Genomic DNA, 20,773 nt, shown 5'->3' on the forward strand with positions numbered 1-20,773 from the left:
CCACTTTCAGGCCGGGGACACCGCGCTGTGCAGCGCCGACAGGCCGTGCAGGAAGGAGTCGAGGGCCAGCTCGAACGAGCCCTGGTCGATCTCGTCGGCGTGTTCGGCGAGTTTGTGCGCCTGGTTGAGGTTGGGGTACCGATCCAGATAAACCTGCACGTCGTCCTCGAAACCGCGGGAGAACGAGCCGATCGCGGCGCCCAGGACCAGGTACTTCGTCGAGGCGCCGATCATGGTGGCGTACTTCGGCGGCCAGCCCGCGCGCACCAACCCTCCGTGCACGGCATCGGCTACTCGTAACGCCGAGTCACGACGGGCCGGTCCGCCGGCCAGGAACGGGACGATGTTGGGGTGCGCGGCCAGGGCCGCGCGGTATGACCTCGCCCACGTCCGGATGCCCGCCTGCCAGTCGCCAGTGGCGAAGTCGGACACGTCGACGGCCGACATGATCTCGTCGCAGACGTTGTCCAGCAGGGCGTCCTTGGTGGCGAAATGGCTGTACAGGGACGGTGCCTGGACGCCGAGCTCGGCCGCGAGGCGGCGCATGGACAGCCCGGGCAGGCCGTCCCGGTCGATGATCTCCAGGGCGGCCGCTCTGATCCGGTCCTTGCTCAGGAGGGGTGTGCTCGGCCGTGGCATCCAGGTCCTCTCGGAGTTATGCTCTGACTATACCTAACACCGTATGGTTTTCAGCGGTCAGGCTTTCGCACTGTGGAGGATTCTCGAGATGGCGGCACTGGACGGACGGGTGGCCCTGGTGACCGGGGCGGCCAGGGGGATCGGTGCGGCGGTGGCCGGCCGGCTCGCGGCCGACGGGGCCGCGGTGGTCGTGCTGGACCTGGACGAGGCCGCCTCGAAGTCCACTGTGGACTCCATCGTGGCGGCGGGCGGCCGGGCGATCGCCGTGGGCGCCGACGTGACCGACGCCGGCCAGGTGACCGCGGCGGCCGACCGCGCGGCCGAGGAGTTCGGCCGGCTGGACATCCTGGTCAACAACGCCGGTGTCACCCGCGACAACCTCCTGTTCAAACTGACCGAGCAGGACTGGGACACCGTGATCGGCGTCCACCTCAAGGGAGCGTTCCTGGCCACCAAGGCGGCGCAGAAGCACATGGTCGCCCAGAAGTACGGCAAGATCGTCAGCCTGTCCAGCGTCTCCGCGCTCGGCAACCGCGGCCAGGCCAACTACTCCGCGGCCAAGATGGGCATCCAGGGCTTCACCCGCACGCTGGCCATCGAGCTGGGCCCGTTCGGCATCAACGTGAACGCGGTCGCGCCCGGCTTCATCGTCACCGAGATGACCGCCGCCACCGCCGAACGCCTGGGCATCACCGCAGACGAGCTCGCCGCCCGCAGCGCCGAGATCACCCCCGTGCGCCGCGTCGGCCAGCCCGAGGACATCGCCAACACCATCTCGTTCCTGGTCAGCGACGCGTCGTCGTTCATCACCGGCCAAACCATCTACGTCGACGGCGGACGCCGACTCTAAGGAGAGACAATGGACTTCTCGCTCACCGACGAGCAGCGCGAGGTCCGCGACTGGGTGCGGACGTTCGTGCGCAAGGAGATCATGCCGCTGGAGCCCGAGGTGCTGCGGCGCGAACGGGCCGGGCAGCCCGGCCTGGACCGCGGCGAGCTGCGCGCGCTTCAGCTGAAGGCCAAGGAATCCGGCTTCTGGGGCGTGCTCACGCCCGAGGCGTACGGCGGCATGAACCTGGGCGCGACCATGGCCGCGCTGATCGAGGCCGAGCTGGGCCGGTCGTTCGTGCAGTTCCGGTTCGGCGGTTCGGCGGACAACATCCTGTTCTACGCCAACGAAGAGCAGAAGAGGACCTACCTCGAGCCGACGATCAGCGGCGAGCGGATCTCCTGCTTCGCGATCACCGAACCGGGCGCCGGGTCGGACGCGCGCGCGATTCGCACATCCGCGCGCCGCGACGGCGACGACTGGATCATCAGCGGCGAGAAGACGTTCATCACCGGCGGCAACGAAGCCGACTTCACCATGGTCTTCGCGGTGACGGACAAGGCAGCAATGAATTCCGGGGGGAGCGCCAATGGCGGCGTCACGTGCTTCCTGGTCGACCGCGAGGCGGGCTGGAAGTCGCACCCCATCGACACCATGGGCGAGTGGGGCCCGGCGGCGCTGACGTTCGACAACGTGCGCGTGCCGTCCCGCAACATCCTCGGCGAGGAAGGCCGCGGCTTCGAGCTGGCCATGCGCTGGATCGGCCAAGGCCGCTACCTGTTGCCCGCCAGGGCGATCGGCGCGTGCGAACGCCTGGTGCAGATGGGCATCGACTACGCGAACACCCGGGAGACCTTCGGCCAGCCGATCGCCACGCGGCAGGCGATCCAGTGGATGATCGCCGACTCCGCAGTGGAGATCGAGGCGCTGCGGTGGCTGGTGCTGCACGCGGCGTGGCAGGTCGAGCAGGGCATGGACTCGCGGCAGGCGCAGTCGATGGCCAAGCTGTACGGCGGCGTGAAGGCCAACGAGATCGTCGACCGCGTCCTGCAGATCCACGGCGGCATGGGCTACACCCGGGAACTGCCGATCGAGCGCTGGTACCGCGAACTGCGGCTGTTGCGCATCTACGAAGGCACCGACGAGATCCAGCGCCGCACCATCGCCCGCAACCTCCTCAAAGGCCACAGCTCTATTAGCGGAACCCTCGGCTGATACCCGCCTGCGCTCCGGCGCGGGCCTGCTCACCTGCTTGAGCGAACTCGCGCCGCGCTGTCGCCCACCTCGATGGGACCGGCGCCTGCGTTCGGGCGCGGGCTATCGACCCTGGAGTCCGATCCGCGCCATCATCTGCCCGAGCGAAGACGTCCCGCACCGCACCGAATGCGCCGGAAGTCGTTGGCAACGCACGCGTTTCCGCCACCCCTAGCGCCGTCGCCCATCCGGGCGAACTCGAGCCCGCACTGTCACCCACCCGAGTGGCCTGGCGCCCGCGTTCCGGCGCGAGCCGCCACCCATCCGAGCGAACACCGTGCGAACGGCCCACTGGCACGCCTCAACCCTGGGTCCGCCCCGCCGCCACCGGTAGACTGGCATCGGGGTCGCCCCCCTGGGTGTGGTGGGGGTTGCTTTCTTTTGGGGGCACTATTTGCGTGCGGCTGGCAGCGCAGGGAGTTTGCGGCGTTCGGTGGTCTATGCGGAGGTCGGGTTTGGTTGGGTCCTGCTCGCTTCGGCCTTTAGGCACTAGGACATGAGCGTGCTGTGTCGGTGCCCGAGAGCAGCGATCGCCAGTATTTCCGTTGTCGTAGGTGGCCCGGGACTCCGGTCGTGTATCAGTCCTTCTTCAGGAGCAACCGGACTGTCAGTTCCAGGCGGGTGGTCACGTCGGTGGCTGAGGCTCGGCGGGTTACCCAGGAGACGAGGTTGGAGAGCCAGACGTCGCCGATGACGCGGGCGATCGCCTTGTCTTCGTCGGTGGGGTCGCCTTCGTGCATGGCTCTGGTGAACATGCGCTCCATCAGGCGGCTGACGTGGTCCACTTCCGCGGCCGCTGAGGTGTCCGCGAACATGAAGGCGCGGGTCATGGCTTCGGTGAGGTGGGGGTCGCGTTGCATGGAGCGGGTGACGCGGCTCAGGACGAACAGGACGCGGTCGTACTGGGTGTCGCCTGGGACGGTGGCTTTCTCGATGCGTTCCTGGTTGCGCTCGAACTCGCGCGCCAGGCCAGAGACCAGCAGGTGGATCTTGGACGGGAAGTAGCGGTACAGGGTGCCCAGGGCGACCTCGGCGCGCTCGGCGACGGCGCGCATCTGCACCGCGTCGTAGCCGCCCTTGGTGGCCAACGCGATCGTCGCGTCGAGGATGCGCTTGCGCCGGTCGCGTTGAGCCGCCGAGCCGAGCTCGTCCTCACCAAGCGCGCTGGACGGTGTCGCTGTCATCCGAACCCCTTGCTGAAACCTGTTCCACTTCGGGTCGTAGTGTACCGCTTCGCCGCCAATCGCACCTATTCCCGGGGTTGTCCCCAGAACTGAAACACGTTCTAATGGGGATGTGGTCAGTGGCGCAGCGTCGATCGCTAACACCGAGGAACAGCGGGCCATCGGCGAGTCGATCCGGGCCTGGGCCGCCGAGGCCGGTGTCCTGGCGACCGTGCGTCGCATGGACGGGGCCAAACACTGGCGTGAGCACTGGGCCGACCTGGCACACCTCGGCCTGTTCGCCATGGTGCTCCCCGACGAGGACGGTTCGGTAGCCGACCTCGCCGCCGCGCTGGAACAGACCGCAGCCGCGTTGGTCCCCGGTCCGGTGTTACCCACCGTACTCGCCGGACTGCTCCTCGCCCGCGACCCCGACTCACCGGTGGCCAAGGAACTGCTCCCTGGCCTGGCCGAAGGCGGCATCCCGGTGGCGGTCGGCCTGACACCGGACGGGCCACTCCTCGGTAACGCTCCGTACCAACTCGTCGAGCGGGATGGCGCCTGGACGATCACCGAGAACGCGACCAAGCCCAGGGACTCGCTCGACCTGTCCCAGGAGCTGTCCACGCTGGACGGCGCCGAAGCCGGCCGTGTCGTCTCGGTGACAACACAGGAAGTCCGCGACCTGGCGGCGACACTGGCCGCGGCGGAAGCCGCCGGAATCGCCCGATGGTGTCTGCGTACGGCGACCGACTACGCCAAGGTACGAGAGCAGTTCGGCAAGCCCATCGGCTCCTACCAAGCGGTGAAACACCTGTGCGCGGGCATGTTGTGCCAGGTCGAGAAGGCGACGGCGGCGGCATGGGACGCGGCCCGCGCGGCCGACGAAGCCCCCGACGAGCACCCACTGGCGGCGGCCGTCGCGGCGGCGGTGGCGCTGGAAGCGGCGGTCGAGGTGGCCAAGGACTGTATCCAGGTCCTCGGCGGTATCGGTTTCACCTGGGAACACGACGCCCACCTCTACCTGCGCCGGGCCTTGACCCTGCGGGCATTGCTGGGCGGCACAGCGGCATGGCGCCGCCGAGTGGCGAGCCTTGCGCTGGAAGGCAAGCGCAGGCAGGTCCGGGCACTGTCCACAGCGGACGGTGAGATTCGGGACCTGGTAGCGGAGATCGCGGCCCTCCCGCGCGAAGACCAGCGGAACCGGCTCGCGGAGACCGGACTGCTCACCCCGGAATGGCCCAAGCCCTACGGCCGGGACGCCACCGCCGAAGAGCAGCTGATGATCGCGGACGAACTCAGGAGAGCTGGAGTCAGCAGGCCAGATCTCGTGATCGGAGCCTGGGCGGCGCCCACCATCCTCAAGGGCGGCACCGGCGAACAGCGCGAGCGGTTCGTCTGGCCGACCCTGCGCGGTGAGATCGAGTGGTGCCAGCTGTTCTCCGAACCGGAGGCGGGATCGGACCTGGCTTCCTTGCGTACCAAGGCAGTCCGCGAGGACGGCGGCTGGCGGTTGACCGGCCAGAAGGTCTGGACGTCCCGCGCGGCGCAGGCGGACTGGGCGATCTGCCTGGCCCGCACCGATCCCGATGTCCCCAAACACAAGGGGATCACGTACTTCCTGGTCGACATGAAGAGCCCGGGCATCGAGATCCGGCCGCTGCGGGAGATCACCGGCGACGCGATGTTCAACGAGGTCTTCCTCGACGACGTGTTCGTCCCCGATGACTGCGTGGTCGGGCAGCCCGGCGACGGCTGGCGGCTGACCCGGACCACGCTGGCCAACGAGCGCGTCGCGATGGGCGGCGGGTCGTCGTTCGGCACCGAGGTCGAGGAGCTGCTCAAGCTGGCGCAGCAACGAGACGCGGACCACGAGCGGCTGGGCGAACAGGTCGCCGAAGGGCTTGTAGTGTCCTTAATGGACCATCTGGGCACCGATCCCAGCGTCCGCAAGCTGGTCGGCGTCAAGCATCGGCAGGCGGTCGCCGAACTCTCGCTCGACCTGTACGGCCCGGAAGGTGCGCTCGCCGATGTGGCCGGTGCCGCCATCCACCAGTTCCTGCTCACCCGTTGCCTGAGCATCGCCGGCGGGACGAGCCAGATCCTGCTCACCCTCGCGGCGGAGCGCGTCCTCGGCCTGCCGAGGAGCTAGGAGACGCCGATGGACTTCGCCTTCGACGACACCCAGAAGGAAATCGCCGACCTGGCGGCCACGGTGCTGCGCCGGGAGCCCGACCAGGCGTGGAAAGCCCTGGGGCAGGCCGGGTTGCTGACGCTCGCGTTGCCCGAACGGCTGGGCGGTGACGGGCTGGGCGTGCTGGAGACGTGCGCGGTGCTGACCGAGGTCGGCCGGGCCGGGCTGGACACCCCGGCGCTGGCCACGCTCGCCCTCGGCGTGCTGCCGATCGTCAACTTGGGCACGCCCGAGCAGCAGGACCGGCTGCTGGCAGGGTCTCCGGTGCTGACCGCGGCGCTGGACGGCGGCGAGCTCAGGATCGACGGGGATCGCTTGACCGGCACCAAAACACACGTTGTATACGCCGAGTATGCAACCCGCATACTCGTTGCATGCAATGAGTATGCGTATGTCATCGACCCCGCCGACCCGGGCGTCAACATCGTCCCGACCTACTCGGCGAGCGGCGCGCCCGAGGCCACAGTCACTCTCGCGGCGGTCCCGGCCGAACGCCTCGGTGATGTCCAAGTCCTGCAGGCATTTGCGCTCGCCGGGGCATGCGCTCTGGGCGATGGTCTGCTGGCCGGGGCGTTGGAGCTGACCTCGACGCACATCCGCACCCGCGAACAGTTCGGCAAGCCGCTAGCGACTTTCCAGGCCGTGGCACAGCAGATCGCGGACGTGTACACGGCGGCGCGGACCCTGCACCTGGCCACGTGGTCGGCGATCTGGCGGCTGGGCACCGGTCGGGACGCGGGTACGGCGCTGGACGTGGCGGCCTACTGGCTGGCCCAGGAACTGCCGCTGGCCATGCACACCTGCCACCACCTGCACGGCGGGCTGGGCGTCGACATCACCTACCCGATGCACCGCTACTACTCGCTGAGCAAGGACCTGGTGCGGTTCGTCGGCGGCGTCGAGGAAAGGCTGGAGCAGCTGTGTTCGTCGATCTGACCGAGGAGCAACGCGCGCTGCGGCAACAGTTGCGTGAGTACTTCACCGGGCTGATCTCCCCGGCGGAGCAAGAGGCCATGATGACCGACCGGCACGGCACGGTGTTCAAGGACCTGATGCGCCGGATCGGCTCGGACGGCTGGTTCCAGGACACCGGCGACGTCGAACGCCAGATCCTGATCAACGAGGCCGCCCGTGCGGACGTCCCGCTGCCGTACGTCACCCTGCAGACCGTCGGGCCGACCCTGCGCCAGTTCGGAACCCAGGCACAGAAGGACTTCTTCCTGCCCAAGATCCGGGCCGGGGAGATCCACTTCGCCATCGGCTACACCGAACCCGAGTCCGGCACCGATCTGGCCTCGCTGCGGACCACGGCGGTCCGGGACGGTGAGTCCTATGTGGTCAATGGGCAGAAGATCTTCACGACGGGTGCCCATGAGGCCGACTACATCTGGCTCGCCTGCCGGACGAACCCCGAAGCCCCACGGCACAAGGGGATCTCGATCCTGATCATGGACACCAAGCTGCCCGGCTACTCGTGGACCCCGATCATCACCTGCGATGGCGCGCACCACGTCAACGCCACCTACTACGAGGACGTCCGGGTGCCCGCGGACATGTTGGTGGGGCAGGAACACGGCGGCTGGCGGCTGATCACCACCCAGCTCAACCACGAACGCGTGATGCTCGGCCCGGCCGGGCGGATCGCCGGGCAGTACGAACGGGTCCGGTCCTGGGCGAAGGAACGAGGACTGCTCAACCACTGGGATGTGCGGCGCGCGCTCGCCGAGGTGTACGCGTGCATGGAGGTCAACGAGTTGCTCAACGGCCAGGTCGCCTCCGCGCCGCTCGACGTGGCGGACGCGTCGGTGACGAAGATCTTCGCCTCCGACCGCATGCAGCGGGTCGGCCGGCTGCTGGAGGAGGTCGTCGGCAAGCACGGCGACCCGGCCGACCCGGAGACCGGCGCGCTCCAGCGCTGGCTGGACGCGCAGGCGAAACGCAACCTGGTGCTGACGTTCGGCGGGGGCGTGAACGAGATCCAGCGCGAGCTGATCGCCACCGCCGGCCTGAAACTGCCGAGGGTGCCCCGATGACCATCAACCCGATCGAAGCCGAGGCGGCCCGCCTGAAGGCGTTGGGGGAGAGCAAACCCCGCTTCGCCCGCGACCCGGTGAACGAGCCGATGATCAACAACTGGGTGGAGGCGATGGGGGACCGCAACCCCGCCTACCCGAAGTTCGCGCCCCCGGCCATGATCCAGGTCTGGACCATGTTCGGCCTGCACGGCCAGCGCGACGCCGACGACCCGCTCGGCTCGATGATCCGGGTGCTGGACGAGGCCGGGTTCACCTCGATCGTCGCGACCAACTGCGAGCAGACCTACCACCGGTACCTGCGGCCTGGCGAGCAGCTCTCGCTCACCACCCAGCTGTCGGATCTGGCCGGCCCCAAGAAGACCGGGCTTGGCGAGGGCTGGTTCGTCACCACCAAGAACATCTGGTACGTCGATGACGAGCCGGTCGCCGAGATGATGTTCCGGGTGCTGAAGTTCCGGCCCAGACCGGCGACGGGCGCGGTGATCCGGCCGCAGGTCAACCAGGACACCCAGTTCTTCTGGGACGGCACCGCGCAACGCGAGCTGCGGATCCAGAAATGCCCTGCGTGCCAACGGCTGCGGCACCCACCGGGCCCGTTCTGCCCGTCGTGTGGGCACGACAAGCCGGAGTACGTCGTCGCCAGCGGGCGCGGCGAGATCTTCAGCTACGTCGTGCACCACCACCCGCCGGTGCCGGGCAAGCAGCTGCCGATCGTGATCGCGTTGGTGGAGCTGGAGGAGGGCGTGCGGATGCTGGGTGAGCTGCTGGACGTCCCGCCGGACGAGGTGGCCATCGGCCAGGCCGTCACGGTGGACTGGTCGCGTGTGGACGGTGAGCTGACGCTCCCGGTCTGGCGGTCGCGATGACACAGCTGCCCGAACTGAGCATCGAGACGACCACGACATTCGTGATCAGCACTGCGCTGGCCACAAGGGACTTCCAGGACGTGCACCACGACCGGGACGCGGCGATCGCGCGCGGCTCGCAGGACATCTTCCTCAACATCCTGACGACCACCGGGTTGGTGCAGCGGTTCGTCACCGACTGGGCCGGTCCGGACGCGTTGGTGCGCAACGTTTCCATTCGCCTCGGCGTGCCGTGCTACGCGGGCGATACACTCACCTTCGCCGGAACCGCGGCCCCGGACGGCGCCGACACCGTTGTACAGGTTGTCGGCCGCTGCTCGCTGGGTGACCACGTGACCGGAACCGTTCGTTTGGTGGTCCCATGACGCTGTCCGGAAAAGCCGCCATCGCAGGCATCGGCGCCACCGAGTTCTCCAAGAACTCCGGCCGGACGGAGCTGCGGCTGGCCGTCGAGGCCTGCCGGGCGGCGCTGGCCGACGCCGGACTGAGCCCGTCCGATGTGGATGGACTCGTGACGTTCACAATGGACAGCAACTCGGAGATCGCGGTCGCGCGCGAACTCGGTGTGCCGTCGTTGAGCTTCTTCAGCCGGATCAACTTCGGTGGTGGCGCGGCCTGTGCGACCGTTCAGCAGGCCGCGATGGCTGTCGCGAGCGGTGTTGCGAACGTCGTGGTGTGCTATCGCGCGTTCAACGAACGATCCGGGCACCGATTCGGTCAGGTGTCCACGGCCGCCGCGGCCATGCCGACCTCCAACGGGATCGACAACGCGTGGTCCTACCCGATGGGACTGGGCACACCCGCGGCTGACGTGGCCATGTTCGCCAAGCGTTACCAGCATGTCTACGGTGCCACGTCGGAGGATTTCGGCCGGGTCGCGGTCGCGGACCGTAAGCACGCGGCGGTGAACCCGAATGCCTGGTTCTACGGGAAACCGATCACGCTGGAAGATCACCAACGGTCACGGTGGGTGGTTGAACCACTGCACCTGCTGGACTGCTGCCAGGAAAGCGACGGCGGAGTCGCATTGGTGGTGACCACTGTGGAGCGAGCCCGTGACCTGCCGCAACGACCGGCGGTGATCGCCGGGGCGGCGCAGGGTAGTGGTGCGGACCAGTTCGTCATGACCTCGTACTACCGCGACGACCTGGTCGGCCTGCCGGAGATGGGGGTCGTCGGTGATCAACTGTGGACACAGTCCGGACTCTCGCCGCAGGACGTGAAAGTCGCCATCCTCTACGACCACTTCACCCCGTTCGTCCTTGTCCAGCTGGAGGAGCTCGGGTTCTGCGAGCGCGGTGAGGCCAAGGACTTCATCGCCGATGGGGCCATCGAGACCGGGGGATCGTTGCCCGTCAACACCCACGGCGGCCAGCTCGGCGAGGCCTACATTCATGGGATGAACGGGATTGCCGAAGCGGTGCGGCAGGTCCGTGGAACGTCCCCCAACCAGGTGGGATTTCCGGTGCTTGTCACGGCCGGAACCGGCGTCCCGACGAGCGGGTTGATTGTCACCGGGTGACAAAAGGGCAGACCACGGTGAAAAGGCGTTGGGGGCCTTGCCGTTTCCGTGAGTGACGCCACTACAGTGGCCCGGTGCGCCGAATCCTGCTGCCCTTCGTCCTAGCCTGCGCGGTCGCCGGACTCGTGACAGCATCCACCACTGTGCGCACCCCGACCCCTGCCGAGGCGGCTCCGCAGCTGCTCACCGCACCGGCCGCTGTGGACATTCAGACCCCGGCGCTCACCGTGGAACCGTCCGCAACGGCGTCGGTTTCGGCCCCGCCCAGCGTCAGTGCCCCGCCGGTCAGCGCGCACACCACGTTGACGAGCGCACCGCCCGCGGTCACCAGGAAGCCCGAACAACCCCAGGCACAGACCCGGAACGAGGGCGAGCAGCTGCCGTTGCCGTACAGCGGCTCGGCAGGTCAGGTGATCACGGTTGTGGCGGCGTCCAGGACCGCGACCACCGCGACCCTGAACGCGTGGACCCGCATCGAGGGCGGCTGGCGCAGGGATCTCGGCCCGGTCACGGCGAACATCGGTTCGATGGGCGTGGGGCAGGCCAGCGAGACGACCTCCCGCACTCCGGCCGGCGTGCACAGCCTGACCGAGGCGTTCGGAATCGCCGCGAACAACGGGACGAAACTGCCGTACTTCCAGGTGGACGACTCGGACTGGTGGGTCAGCGACTCGGCTTCGCCCGCTTACAACACGCATGTCCGTTGCGAGCCAGGGGCGTGCACCTTCAACGAGAAGGCAGGCGAGCACCTTTTGGCTGCTGGCAGCGTGTACAACCACGCCGTGGTGATCAACTACAACCGCAGCCCGGTCCAGCCGGGCGCGGGCTCGGCGTTCTTCCTGCACGTGTCCAACGGCAAGGCCACGGCAGGCTGTGTCTCGGTGCCCTCGGCTCAGCTCGACGCGATCATGCGCTGGCTGGACCCGGCGCAGCACCCGGTGATCAACATAGGGTGAGCACGGTGTCCGACAGCACCGGGCGCCCGTCGGCCGTCGTCGTGATCAGCAAACGCTTGTCGTCCTGCCAGACCTGGGTCGTCAGGGTCTCACCGGGGAAGACCACCCCGGCGAACCTCGTTGCGTAGCTCGCAACCCGGCTGACATCGCCATCCAAAACACCGTCCACGACGGCCTTGCAGACAATTCCGTATGTACACAGGCCATGCAGGATGGGCTTGGGGAACCCGGCGGCCTGCGCGAACGCTGGGTCCGAATGCAGCGGGTTGCGGTCGCCGCACAGCCGGTACAGCAGAGCCTGCTGCGGAAGCGTTGGCGTGTTCAGGATCGTGTCCGGTTCGCGGTCCGGAATCTCGACCGTGGTCGACGGGCCGCGTTCGCCGCCGAACCCGCCCTCGCCGCGAGCGAAGATGCTGGATCGCGTTGTGTACAGCGGGTCACCGTTCTCGTCGGTGACCGTGGACTCCTGAACCACCACGGCCGCTTTGCCCTTGTCGAACACATCGGCGATCCGAGTACTCGCCGTGGCCGTCGCCTGGGCCGGCAGCGGGCGGTGCACGGTGATCTCCTGCTGGCCGTGCAGCACCTTCGCCAGGTCGATCTCCACGCCCGGGAAGGACACCTTGGGGGCCTTGGTCATCCGCAGGTTCGGCGCGATCACCCCGAACGTGGGCAGCACCTGGAGGTCCTGCTCGGTGGCGTACCGCAGCTCCCGTTCGGACAGTGGGTCGCCGCCCGCGCCCAGCGCCAGGTGGTAGAGCAGCACATCCGACGAGGTCCACTCGAACCTCGTCGAGCCCAGGGACGCTCCGATGGCTTTGGCGGGGTCGATCGGCATGCCGCTCCTCAGGAGTACGTGATCTTCACCGTGTCGGTGACCGGAAGGGACTGGCAGGCCAGCACGATACCGTCGTCCAGGTCCTCCTGGTCGAGGATCTCGTTCTGCAGCATCTTCACCTCGCCCTGCTCGATCCGGCACGCGCACGCGCTGCAGGCGCCCTCCCGGCAGGAGTACGGCGCCGCGAGCCCGTTGTCCAGCAACACGTCCAGCAGCTTCTTGTGCCGCGGCCACTCGTAGGTGTGCTGCTCGCCGTCCAGGTCCACCTCGATGGTCGCGTTGTCGCCGTCGCCGGGGAGCTCCTCGACGTTCTCCTCGAAGGGGTTGCCGGACAACGAGATGAACCGTTCGATGTGGATCCGGTCGCGCGGGACGTTCAGCGTTTTCAACGCCTGCGTGACGACCTCCATGAACGGCGCCGGTCCACAGAGGAACGCATCGAACCCGGTGTACGGCTTGAGTTGCGCGAAGTGCCGCGGGGTCGGCAGGCCCTGCAACGACTCCAGCCAGTGGATCACCAGGAGCCGTTCGGGATACTCGGCCGCCAGCTCACGCAGCCGGTCCGCGAAGATCACCGAGGCCTCGTCGCGGTTGGCGTACACCAGGACCACCTTGCCGGTGCCCTGGCTGAGCGCCGACTTGATGATCGACATCACCGGCGTGATCCCGCTGCCGGCGGCGAACAACAGCAGGTTGTCGTCCAGCGACCGCGGTGTGAAGATCCCGGCGGGCAACAGGATCTCGACCTGTGCGCCCGGCCGGAGGTTGTCGCACACCCATGCCGAGCCGTACCCGTCCGGGATCCGCTTGACCGTCACTTGTGGACGGTCACCGGTGTGCGGGGAGCTGGACAGGGAGTAGCAACGGGCCACCTCGCCGCACCGCAACGTCAGGAACTGCCCTGGCCGGTAGGGGAAGTCCGCGTCGAACACCACGGAGACGGCGTCGGCCGTCTCCCGGACGACGTCGGCGACGGTGACCGTGACGATCTCAGTCATCCGGGACCTCGAGCAGGCCCTCGGCCACCAGGGCCTCGATGCTGGCGCGCAGCTTGGAACAGGTGTCCAGCAGGCCGCCCGGCCGCTGCTGCGCGGCGAACTCGGGACACTCGGAGGTCGGGGTCTGCCACTGGATGCTCGTGTGGTGCTGGCTGTTCTTCTTGACCAGCACACAGGTCCCGCAGGCCGTGCACTCGACCGGACGCAACCCGCCGGACAGGAACTCCCGCCGGTCCGCGCTGGTCCTCTCCCGTAGGTCGGCAGTGTCGACCAAGGGAGCCTTGGCCCACATCAGACGCCGGCTTCCTTGCGGCGGGCCAGGTTCTCGGCGACTTCCTTCTCCCAGGCCTCGTTCGCCTTGGTGGTGTCCACTTCGAACTCGAACCGCCTGGTCATGTCGTCGGTCACCTCCTCGACGTCCACATAGAACTGGTCGTACCACCGGCGCAGCTGGTAGACCGGGCCGTCCTCCTCGCACAGCAACGGGTTGTCGATCTTGGTCTTGTTCTTCCAGATCTCCACGTCCTGCAGGAAACCGAGCTTGAAGCTCTTGGAGAACTTGCCCGCCACCACGTCGGCCTGCGCGGCGTCCAGGCCGGGCAGCTTCTTGACGATCACGCCGTACTGCAGCATGAACGAGTTCTGCGTGATCGGGTAGTGGCAGTTGACCAGGACCGTCTCGACCTCGATGCCCTTGTAGTCGTTCCACAGCTTGTTGATCATATACGACGGACCGTAGTACGAAGCCTCGGACCGCAACACGTTGTCCTCACCCGAATAGTTGCCGCGGCCGCGGGGGTCGACGTCCGGGCGGCCGCGCGAGTTGAGGTACTGCGTGGCGATGTGGCCCTCGAAGATGTTCTTGAAGTACGTGGGGAAGGCGAAGTGGATGTAGTAGAAGTGGGCCATGTCGACCATGTTGTCGATGATCTCGCGGCAGTTGGAGCCCTCGATCAGGATCTTGTCCCAGCTCCAGTTGCTCCACTCCTCGGAGTAGGCGCCCTCCACCCGCGGCGGGGTGACCTCGGCAGGCGGCGGGTTGCCCTGCGGGTCGTGCCACACCAGCAGCTGGCCGTTGAGCTCCAGCGTGGTCCAGGCGCGCGTCCGGGCACGCAGCGGAACCCGCTTGGCGTAAGGGATCTCGACGCACCGGCCGTTGCCAGCCCAGCGCCAGTCGTGGAACGGGCAGGCGACCGCGTTGCCCTTGATGGAGCCCTGGCTGAGGTCGCCGCCCATGTGCCGGCAGTACGCGTCGAGCACGTTCAGCTTGCCGTCCTCGCCCTGGAAGACGACGAGCTTGGTGCCGAACGCCTGGATCGCGTGGGGCTTGCCATCGGTGAACTCGCTCGCCAGGCCGATGCAGTGCCAGCCGCGGGCGTAGCGGGTCGGCATCGCGCCGACGTCGATGGTCCGGACCTCAGTCATGCGTTCCCCTTCGCAGCGATGTCCAGTGCGGCCAGGTAGCCGAACGTCATGGCCGGTCCGATTGTCGCACCCGGGCCGGCGTACGTCCGGCCCATCACGGCCGCACTGGCGTTTCCGGCGGCGTACAGACCGTCGATGACCGACCCGTCCTCGCGCAGCACACGCGCCGCCGTGTCCGTGCGCAGCCCGCCCTTGGTGCCCAGGTCGCCCGGGACGATCCGGACCGCGTAGAACGGCCCGGTCTCCAGCGGCGCCAGGGATTCGTTGGGGCGGTTGCGTGGATCACCGTAGTACTTGTCGTAGGCCGACTTGCCGCGGCCGAAGTCCTTGTCGTCCCCGGCCTTGGCGAACCCGTTGAACCGCTCGACGGTGTCCACAAGCGACTCCGCGGGAACGTCGATCAACCCGGCCAGTTCGGCCAGTGACGAGGCCTTGAACACCGCGCCCGCCTTGTACCAGCGGCCAGGGAACGACTGTCCCGGGTAGAGGCCGGCGAACACGTACCGGTTGCGGTAGCGCTGGTCGGCGATCAGCCAGGTCGGGATGTTGCGGCCGGGACCGTCGCCCGGGCCGTACATCGCGTGCACGGCGTCCACATAGGGCGCTGCCTCGTTGGCGAACCGCTTGCCCTCGGCGTTGACCATGATGCAGCCGGGCAGGGTCCGCTCGGCGAGGCAGAAGTACGGGCCGCCGGTGAGCGGGATGGACGGGCCCCACCAGGCGTCGTCCATCAGGTCGACGGCCGCGCCGAGGCGCAGCCCGGCTTCGATGCCGTCACCGGTGTTCTCGGCCGCGCCCACCGTCCACTGTGTCCCGATCGGCTCGCGCTGGTACTTCTTGCGCAGCTCCTCGTTGCGCTCGAAGCCGCCGGAGGCCAGCAGCACGCCCTTCCGCGCGGTGATGGTGAACTCCTTGCCGTCCTTGGCAACCCGGACGCCGGTAACCCGGCCCTCCGTGGTCACCAGGTCGAGCATCGCCGTCTCCAGCCAGACCGGGACGCCCGCCTTGGCCAGCCCGACCCGCATCCCGGCGGACAGGGCCTGACCCATGGCGATCCGGCGGCCGGTGATCCGCGCGGCGAAACCCCGCGCACCGACGCGCAGCGCGCGCAGCATCCCGCGCGGATGGCGTTTGACCAGGTTGAGCCAGCGGTAGTCGGCCTGCGTGACCGCGACCTGCAACGGCGAGGCCAGGTACGGCGGGTTCAGCGTGGCCAGGTGCTCGCCGACGATGCTCACCGGCATCGGCTTGGGCTCGATCGACCGGCCACCGGGCAGACCACCGGGCGCCTCGGGGTAGTAGTCGGAGTAGCCGGGCACCCACGCGAACTTCAGCGGGGTGTGCCGCAGCAGGAAGCTCAGCATCTCGGGGCCGCGCTCGAGCACTGTGAGCAGTAGCTCTCGCGGCACCACATCGCCGACAATGTGGGTGAGGTAGGCCTCGGCCTTCTCCGGGGTGTCCGGCACGCCCGCGCGCAGGATCACCTCGTTGTTGGGCACCCACACGCCGCCGCCGGAGCGGGCGGTGGACCCGCCGTAGGCCGGGGCCTTCTCGATCACCAGCGTGCTCAGCCCGTTGTGCGCGGCGGCCAGCGCGGCGGTCATCCCGGCCGCCCCACTGCCCACGACAACGAGGTCGAACTCGGCTGGTCCGGTCATCCGTCACCTCCGGGTCAATACTAGAACAGGTTATAGTCTTGGTCCCGGACGCGCTATGGTGTGACGAGAATTCGGTCACTGTGAGGTAGGTCCAGCGGTGTCGAAACGTGTTACAGATACCTGGTCAGATACAGCTGACGTAGTGGTAGTCGGGTTCGGTGCCGCGGGGGCCTGCGCGGCCATCGAGGCGGCCGCCGCCGGGGCCGAGGTGCTGGTGCTGGACCGGTTCGCCGGGGGCGGCGCGACCGCCATGTCCGGCGGGGTCGTCTACGCGGGCGGCGGCACCCCGCAGCAGCAGGCGGCCGGGGTCACCGACAGTGCCGACGCCATGCGCCGCTACCTGGAGCTGGAGGTGGGCGACGCGGTCTCCGCCGACACGCTGCGTAAGTTCTGTGACTCCAGCGTGGACATGATCTCCTGGCTGGAGAAGCAGGGCGTGCCGTTCGAGGCCAGCCTGTGTCCCTATAAGACCTCGTACCCCAGCAACAAGCACTACCTGTACTACTCGGGCAGCGAGGCGGCCGGTGGGTTCCGGGATGCCGCACCGCCCGCGCCGCGCGGCCATCGCGCCAAGGGCAAGGGCATCTCGGGCAAGGCGCTGTTCACAGCGCTCGCCGAGGCCGCCCGGGCCGGGGCGCGGGTGCGCACGCAGACCTTCGTGCGGGGTCTGGTGGTCGAGAACGACCAGGTCGTCGGGGTCGAAGCGTCGGTACTCAGCGGGTATGCAGCTCGTATACATCGTGTATGCGGGAAGTATGCGGCCAAGCCCGGGCTGTACCTGCCGGTGCTGCGGAAGTTCCTCACCCGGCGGGCCAAAGCCCTGGAGCGCAAGGGAAAGCCGGTCCGGATCCAGGCGCGCCGGGGCGTTGTGCTGGCCGCGGGCGGGTTCGTGGCCAACCGGGAGATGATGAAGGAACACGCGCCCGGCTACCGCCGTGGCCTGGCCCTCGGGACCATGTCCGACGACGGCGCCGGGATCAAGATGGGCATCGCCGCGGGTGGCACGACCGGGCACATGTCCCGGGTGTCGGCGTGGCGGTTCATCACGCCGCCCAGCGCGTTCCTCGGCAGCGTCGCGGTCGGCCCGTCCGGTGAACGCGTGGGGGACGAGTCCCGGTACGGCGCCGCGCTGGGGCACGATCTCGTGACGTCCCACGGGTCTCGCGGCTGGTTGTTCGTGGACAGCGCCTTGGTCAAGGACGCCCGCAAGAACCTGCGCAGCCAGACCGTGTGGTTCCAGCAGCTGCAGACCCGGTTCCTGCTCCGCCGGGAGCGGGTCACCGCGTCCACAGTGGCGGAACTGGCCGCGAAGGCGGGGATGGACGGGCTGGTCGCGACCGTCGAGGCGCACAACACGGCGGCGCGCGAGGGAAAGCCCGACCCGGCAGGCAAACCGCGCGAGTTCGTGCGGGTGCTGGACCAGCCGCCGTACTCGCTGGTGGACATCTCGATCAAGCCCAGCATCGCCTTCCCGTGCCCGATGCTCACCCTCGGCGGGCTCGTCGTGGACGAGGAGACCGGCGCGGTGCTGCGCGAGGACGGCTCGGCCATCGACGGGCTCTACGCCGCCGGCCGCACGGCCGTTGGGATCTGCTCGAACTCCTATGTCAGCGGACTTTCGCTGGCCGACTGCGTGTTCTCCGGGCGGAGAGCGGGCGTCCACGCCAGTGTGAGGAGGACACGTGCTCACAGTTGACCAACGGGTCGACGCGGCCGACCGGCTGTACGCGGCCGAACGGACCCGGCGGCCCATCCCGCCGCTCGTCCAGGACTTCCCGGAGATCGACGTGGTCGACTCCTACGAGATCCAGCTGTACAACATCCGCCGGCGCAACCGGCCGGTGCTCGGCCACAAGGTCGGACTGTCCTCTTTGGCCATGCAGCAGATGATGGGCGTGGACGAACCGGACTACGGGCACCTGCTCGACGACATGGCCTTGACGCAGAACACTCCGGTCGACGCGACGCGGTATTGCTATCCACGCGTGGAAGTCGAGGTCGCGTTCGTCCTCGGCGCGGACCTGCCCGGCGAGGGCTGTACCGAAGAGGATGTCCTGAACGCCACCGAATTCGTGGCGCCCTCGATCGAGCTGATCGACAGCCGGATCGAGGACTGGAAGATCAGCCTGCCGGACACCATCGCCGACAACGCCTCCTCGGCCGGGTTCGTGCTCGGGACGGGACGGGTGCGGCCGTCCGACATAGACATTCGCGCGATCGACGCGACCTTGTGGCGCAACGAGGAACTCCTCGCCAAGGGCCGGTCGGACGCGGTGCTGGGCAACCCGGTGACCGCCGTGGCGTGGCTGGCCGGAAAGGTCGCCGGTTTCGGGGTTCGGTTGAAAGCCGGGCACATCGTGTTGCCAGGGTCGTGTACGCGTGCGATCGACGCACGCCCGGGTGACTCGTTCCGGGCCGAGTTCACCGGGCTCGGCGAGGTCGCACTGACATTCGAGGGGAGCCAGACGTGAAGGTGCCAGCGGCGATCGTCGGGTCCGGCAACATCGGCACGGACCTGCTCGCCAAGCTGATGCGCAGCGACGTGCTCGAACCGGTCTGGATGGTCGGCATCGACCCGGCCAGCGAAGGCCTGAAACGGGCGGCGGAGCTCGGCCTGAAGACCACATCGGACGGTGTGGAGCCGATGTTCGCCGACCCGCCCGCGATCGTGTTCGAGGCGACGTCCGCCTACGTGCACAAGGAGAACGCGCCCAAGTACGCCGAGGCCGGGATCCGCGCGGTCGACCTGACCCCGGCGGCGATCGGGCCGTACGTGGTGCCGCCGGTGAACCTGGAAGAACACCTGGACGCGCCGAACGTCAACCTGATCACGTGCGGCGGTCAGGCGACGATCCCCATCGTGCACGCCGTTTCCCGTGTCGTGCCAGTGGAGTACGCGGAGATCGTGGCCTCGGTGGCGTCCGTTTCCGCCGGGCCGGGCACGCGGGCCAACATCGACGAGTTCACCCGGACCACGAGCCGGGGCATCGAGGTGATCGGCGGTGCGGTGAAGGGCAAGGCCATCATCGTGCTCAACCCGGCCGACCCGCCGATGATCATGCGCGACACCATCATCTGCCAGATCCCGGACGACGCCGACACCGAGGCGATCTCGGCCTCGGTGACCAAGATGGTGGCGGACGTGGCGGCTTACGTTCCCGGGTACCGGTTGCTGAACGAGCCGCAGTTCGACGCGGCGGACGCGGCCGGGCCGGCGCGGGTGAGCGTGTTCATCTCGGTCGAGGGCGCCGGCGACTTCCTGCCGCCGTACGCCGGGAACCTGGACATCATGACGGCCGCCGCGGCGCGGGTCGGCGAGCAGATCGCATTGGGGCTGGGCAATGGACGTTAGGATCACGGACACCTCCCTGCGGGATGGGTCGCACCACAAGCGCCACCAGTTCACCGCGGACGAGGTCCGGTCCATTGTGGCCGCTCTCGACGGCGCCGGTGTCCCGGTCATCGAGGTGACCCACGGCGACGGCCTTGGCGGGTCTTCCTTCACCTACGGCTTCAGCAAAACTCCGGAGCAGGACCTGATCTCGACCGCGGTGGCCACGGCGACCCAGGCCAAGATCGCGTTCCTGATGCTGCCGGGCGTCGGCGTGAAGGACGATATCCTGATCGCCCAGGACAATGGCGCCTCGATCTGCCGCATCGCGACGCACTGCACCGAGGCCGACATCGCCGTGCAGCACTTCGGCCTGGCTCGCGAACGCGGCCTGGAGACCGTGGGGTTCCTGATGATGGCCCACTCCCAGCCGCCGGAGATGCTGGCCAAGCAGGCCAGGATCATGGCGGACGCGGGCTGCCAGTGCGTGTACGTCGTGGACAGTGCCGGTGCGTTGGTGCTGGAGCAAGTCGGCGACCGGGTGTCGGCCCTGGTCGCCGAACTCGGGGATGACGCTCAGGTCGGCTTCCACGGTCACGAGAACCTGGGCCTCGCTGTGGCGAACTCCGTTGCCGCGTACCGGGCTGGTGCCAGGCAGATCGACGGCAGCGCGCGGCGGTTCGGTGCGGGCGCCGGGAACACGCCGACCGAGGCGTTCGTCGGGGTCTGCGACAAGCTCGGCATCGAGACCGGGATCGACTTCTTCAAGATCGTCGACGCGGCCGAGGACGTCGTCCTGCCCGCGATGCCGGAGGAGTGCCGCCTGGACCGGATGGCCCTGCTGATGGGCTATGCGGGCGTCTACTCGAGTTTCCTCAAACACGCCTACCGGCAAGCGGAACGTTACGGCGTGTCCGGTGCGGAGATCCTTGTCCGTGCGGGGCAACGGAAACTGGTCGGCGGGCAGGAGGACCAGCTGGTCGACATCGCCCTGGAGCTGGCCAAGGAGTCGTAAGGGGCTGCTCATGGCGCTGGCCGCCACCACAACGGCGGTGTGGTGGCGG

The 20,773-nt window shown here is 68.3% G+C and carries 20 protein-coding genes; 13 read left to right on the top strand and 7 right to left on the bottom strand.

The annotated features are described in order from the left end of the window. Window positions 1-6 precede the first annotated feature (6 nt). Window positions 7-639: a TetR family transcriptional regulator gene (locus tag AB0J95_RS30280; RefSeq protein WP_364765172.1), complete on the bottom strand. Its 633-nt coding sequence runs from the start codon at window positions 637-639 to the stop codon at window positions 7-9. An 88-nt stretch (window positions 640-727) separates the two neighbouring features. Between AB0J95_RS30280 and fabG the strand changes: the two genes are divergently transcribed. Together fabG and AB0J95_RS30290 are read left to right on the top strand one after the other, a co-directional pair. Then, window positions 728-1,489, top strand: coding sequence for a 3-oxoacyl-ACP reductase FabG (gene fabG, locus AB0J95_RS30285; RefSeq protein WP_364765175.1), 762 nt, complete (start codon window positions 728-730; stop codon window positions 1,487-1,489). Window positions 1,490-1,498: 9 nt separating this feature from the next. Further along, complete coding sequence (locus AB0J95_RS30290) at window positions 1,499-2,683, top strand: acyl-CoA dehydrogenase family protein (RefSeq protein WP_364765178.1); 1,185 nt, start codon at window positions 1,499-1,501, stop codon at window positions 2,681-2,683. 617 nt (window positions 2,684-3,300) lie between these two features. Here AB0J95_RS30290 and kstR read toward each other — a convergent pair. After that, complete coding sequence (kstR, locus tag AB0J95_RS30295) at window positions 3,301-3,906, bottom strand: cholesterol catabolism transcriptional regulator KstR (RefSeq protein ID WP_364765181.1); 606 nt, start codon at window positions 3,904-3,906, stop codon at window positions 3,301-3,303. Window positions 3,907-4,018: 112 nt separating this feature from the next. On the opposite strand from kstR, the gene AB0J95_RS30300 reads away from it, so the two are divergent. From AB0J95_RS30300 to AB0J95_RS30330, 7 genes are all read left to right on the top strand, one after another. Continuing rightward, complete coding sequence (locus AB0J95_RS30300; RefSeq protein WP_364765184.1) at window positions 4,019-6,037, top strand: acyl-CoA dehydrogenase; 2,019 nt, start codon at window positions 4,019-4,021, stop codon at window positions 6,035-6,037. Window positions 6,038-6,046: 9 nt separating this feature from the next. Then, on the top strand, window positions 6,047-7,015 hold the full coding sequence (locus tag AB0J95_RS30305) for an acyl-CoA dehydrogenase family protein (RefSeq protein ID WP_364765187.1): 969 nt from the start codon (window positions 6,047-6,049) through the stop codon (window positions 7,013-7,015). Continuing rightward, a complete protein-coding gene (locus AB0J95_RS30310) occupies window positions 7,000-8,112 on the top strand; it encodes an acyl-CoA dehydrogenase family protein (RefSeq protein ID WP_364765190.1) in 1,113 nt (370 codons plus the stop codon). Before AB0J95_RS30305 ends, AB0J95_RS30310 begins: the two co-directional genes overlap by 16 nt. Further along, a complete protein-coding gene (locus AB0J95_RS30315; protein ID WP_364765193.1) occupies window positions 8,109-8,981 on the top strand; it encodes a bifunctional MaoC family dehydratase N-terminal/OB-fold nucleic acid binding domain-containing protein in 873 nt (290 codons plus the stop codon). Before AB0J95_RS30310 ends, AB0J95_RS30315 begins: the two co-directional genes overlap by 4 nt. Continuing rightward, window positions 8,978-9,346, top strand: a complete 369-nt coding sequence (locus AB0J95_RS30320; RefSeq protein WP_364765196.1) for a MaoC family dehydratase — start codon at window positions 8,978-8,980, stop codon at window positions 9,344-9,346. Before AB0J95_RS30315 ends, AB0J95_RS30320 begins: the two co-directional genes overlap by 4 nt. Continuing rightward, complete coding sequence (locus AB0J95_RS30325; RefSeq protein WP_364765199.1) at window positions 9,343-10,503, top strand: lipid-transfer protein; 1,161 nt, start codon at window positions 9,343-9,345, stop codon at window positions 10,501-10,503. Before AB0J95_RS30320 ends, AB0J95_RS30325 begins: the two co-directional genes overlap by 4 nt. Before the next feature lie 74 nt (window positions 10,504-10,577). Further along, entirely contained in the window at window positions 10,578-11,459 is an 882-nt protein-coding gene (locus AB0J95_RS30330; RefSeq protein ID WP_364765201.1) for a L,D-transpeptidase family protein, read from the top strand. On the opposite strand, the gene AB0J95_RS30335 is transcribed toward AB0J95_RS30330, so the two are convergent. From AB0J95_RS30335 to kstD, 5 genes are read right to left on the bottom strand one after another with little or no spacing between them, the layout of a single operon-like run. After that, window positions 11,446-12,297 carry a MaoC/PaaZ C-terminal domain-containing protein gene (locus tag AB0J95_RS30335; protein ID WP_364765204.1) on the bottom strand — a complete coding sequence of 284 codons (852 nt, stop codon included), beginning with the start codon at window positions 12,295-12,297 and terminating at the stop codon, window positions 11,446-11,448. The two genes, AB0J95_RS30330 and AB0J95_RS30335, sit on opposite strands and share 14 nt — an antisense overlap. An 8-nt stretch (window positions 12,298-12,305) precedes the next feature. Then, window positions 12,306-13,295: a ferredoxin--NADP reductase gene (locus tag AB0J95_RS30340; protein WP_364765207.1), complete on the bottom strand. Its 990-nt coding sequence runs from the start codon at window positions 13,293-13,295 to the stop codon at window positions 12,306-12,308. Beyond that, window positions 13,288-13,587: a hypothetical protein gene (locus AB0J95_RS30345; RefSeq protein WP_364765210.1), complete on the bottom strand. Its 300-nt coding sequence runs from the start codon at window positions 13,585-13,587 to the stop codon at window positions 13,288-13,290. Before AB0J95_RS30345 ends, AB0J95_RS30340 begins: the two co-directional genes overlap by 8 nt. Then, complete coding sequence (locus AB0J95_RS30350) at window positions 13,587-14,720, bottom strand: Rieske 2Fe-2S domain-containing protein (RefSeq protein ID WP_364765213.1); 1,134 nt, start codon at window positions 14,718-14,720, stop codon at window positions 13,587-13,589. Before AB0J95_RS30350 ends, AB0J95_RS30345 begins: the two co-directional genes overlap by 1 nt. Beyond that, entirely contained in the window at window positions 14,717-16,378 is a 1,662-nt protein-coding gene (kstD, locus tag AB0J95_RS30355) for a 3-oxosteroid 1-dehydrogenase (RefSeq protein ID WP_364765216.1), read from the bottom strand. Before kstD ends, AB0J95_RS30350 begins: the two co-directional genes overlap by 4 nt. Window positions 16,379-16,520: 142 nt before the next feature. Between kstD and AB0J95_RS30360 the strand changes: the two genes are divergently transcribed. The 4 genes from AB0J95_RS30360 to dmpG are packed head-to-tail and all read left to right on the top strand — an operon-like array spanning window position 16,521 to window position 20,724. Continuing rightward, on the top strand, window positions 16,521-18,074 hold the full coding sequence (locus tag AB0J95_RS30360; RefSeq protein WP_364765219.1) for an FAD-binding protein: 1,554 nt from the start codon (window positions 16,521-16,523) through the stop codon (window positions 18,072-18,074). After that, window positions 18,061-18,849, top strand: a complete 789-nt coding sequence (locus AB0J95_RS30365; RefSeq protein WP_364765222.1) for a 2-keto-4-pentenoate hydratase — start codon at window positions 18,061-18,063, stop codon at window positions 18,847-18,849. The genes AB0J95_RS30360 and AB0J95_RS30365 overlap by 14 nt, the downstream gene beginning before the upstream one ends. Continuing rightward, window positions 18,846-19,730 carry an acetaldehyde dehydrogenase (acetylating) gene (locus tag AB0J95_RS30370; RefSeq protein WP_364765225.1) on the top strand — a complete coding sequence of 295 codons (885 nt, stop codon included), beginning with the start codon at window positions 18,846-18,848 and terminating at the stop codon, window positions 19,728-19,730. The genes AB0J95_RS30365 and AB0J95_RS30370 overlap by 4 nt, the downstream gene beginning before the upstream one ends. Continuing rightward, window positions 19,720-20,724 carry a 4-hydroxy-2-oxovalerate aldolase gene (gene dmpG, locus AB0J95_RS30375; RefSeq protein WP_364765228.1) on the top strand — a complete coding sequence of 335 codons (1,005 nt, stop codon included), beginning with the start codon at window positions 19,720-19,722 and terminating at the stop codon, window positions 20,722-20,724. The genes AB0J95_RS30370 and dmpG overlap by 11 nt, the downstream gene beginning before the upstream one ends. The last annotated feature ends 49 nt before the right edge of the window (window positions 20,725-20,773 follow it).

This window comes from Actinocrispum sp. NPDC049592, assembly GCF_040675465.1.
Taxonomy (GTDB): Bacteria; Actinomycetota; Actinomycetes; order Mycobacteriales; family Pseudonocardiaceae; genus Kibdelosporangium.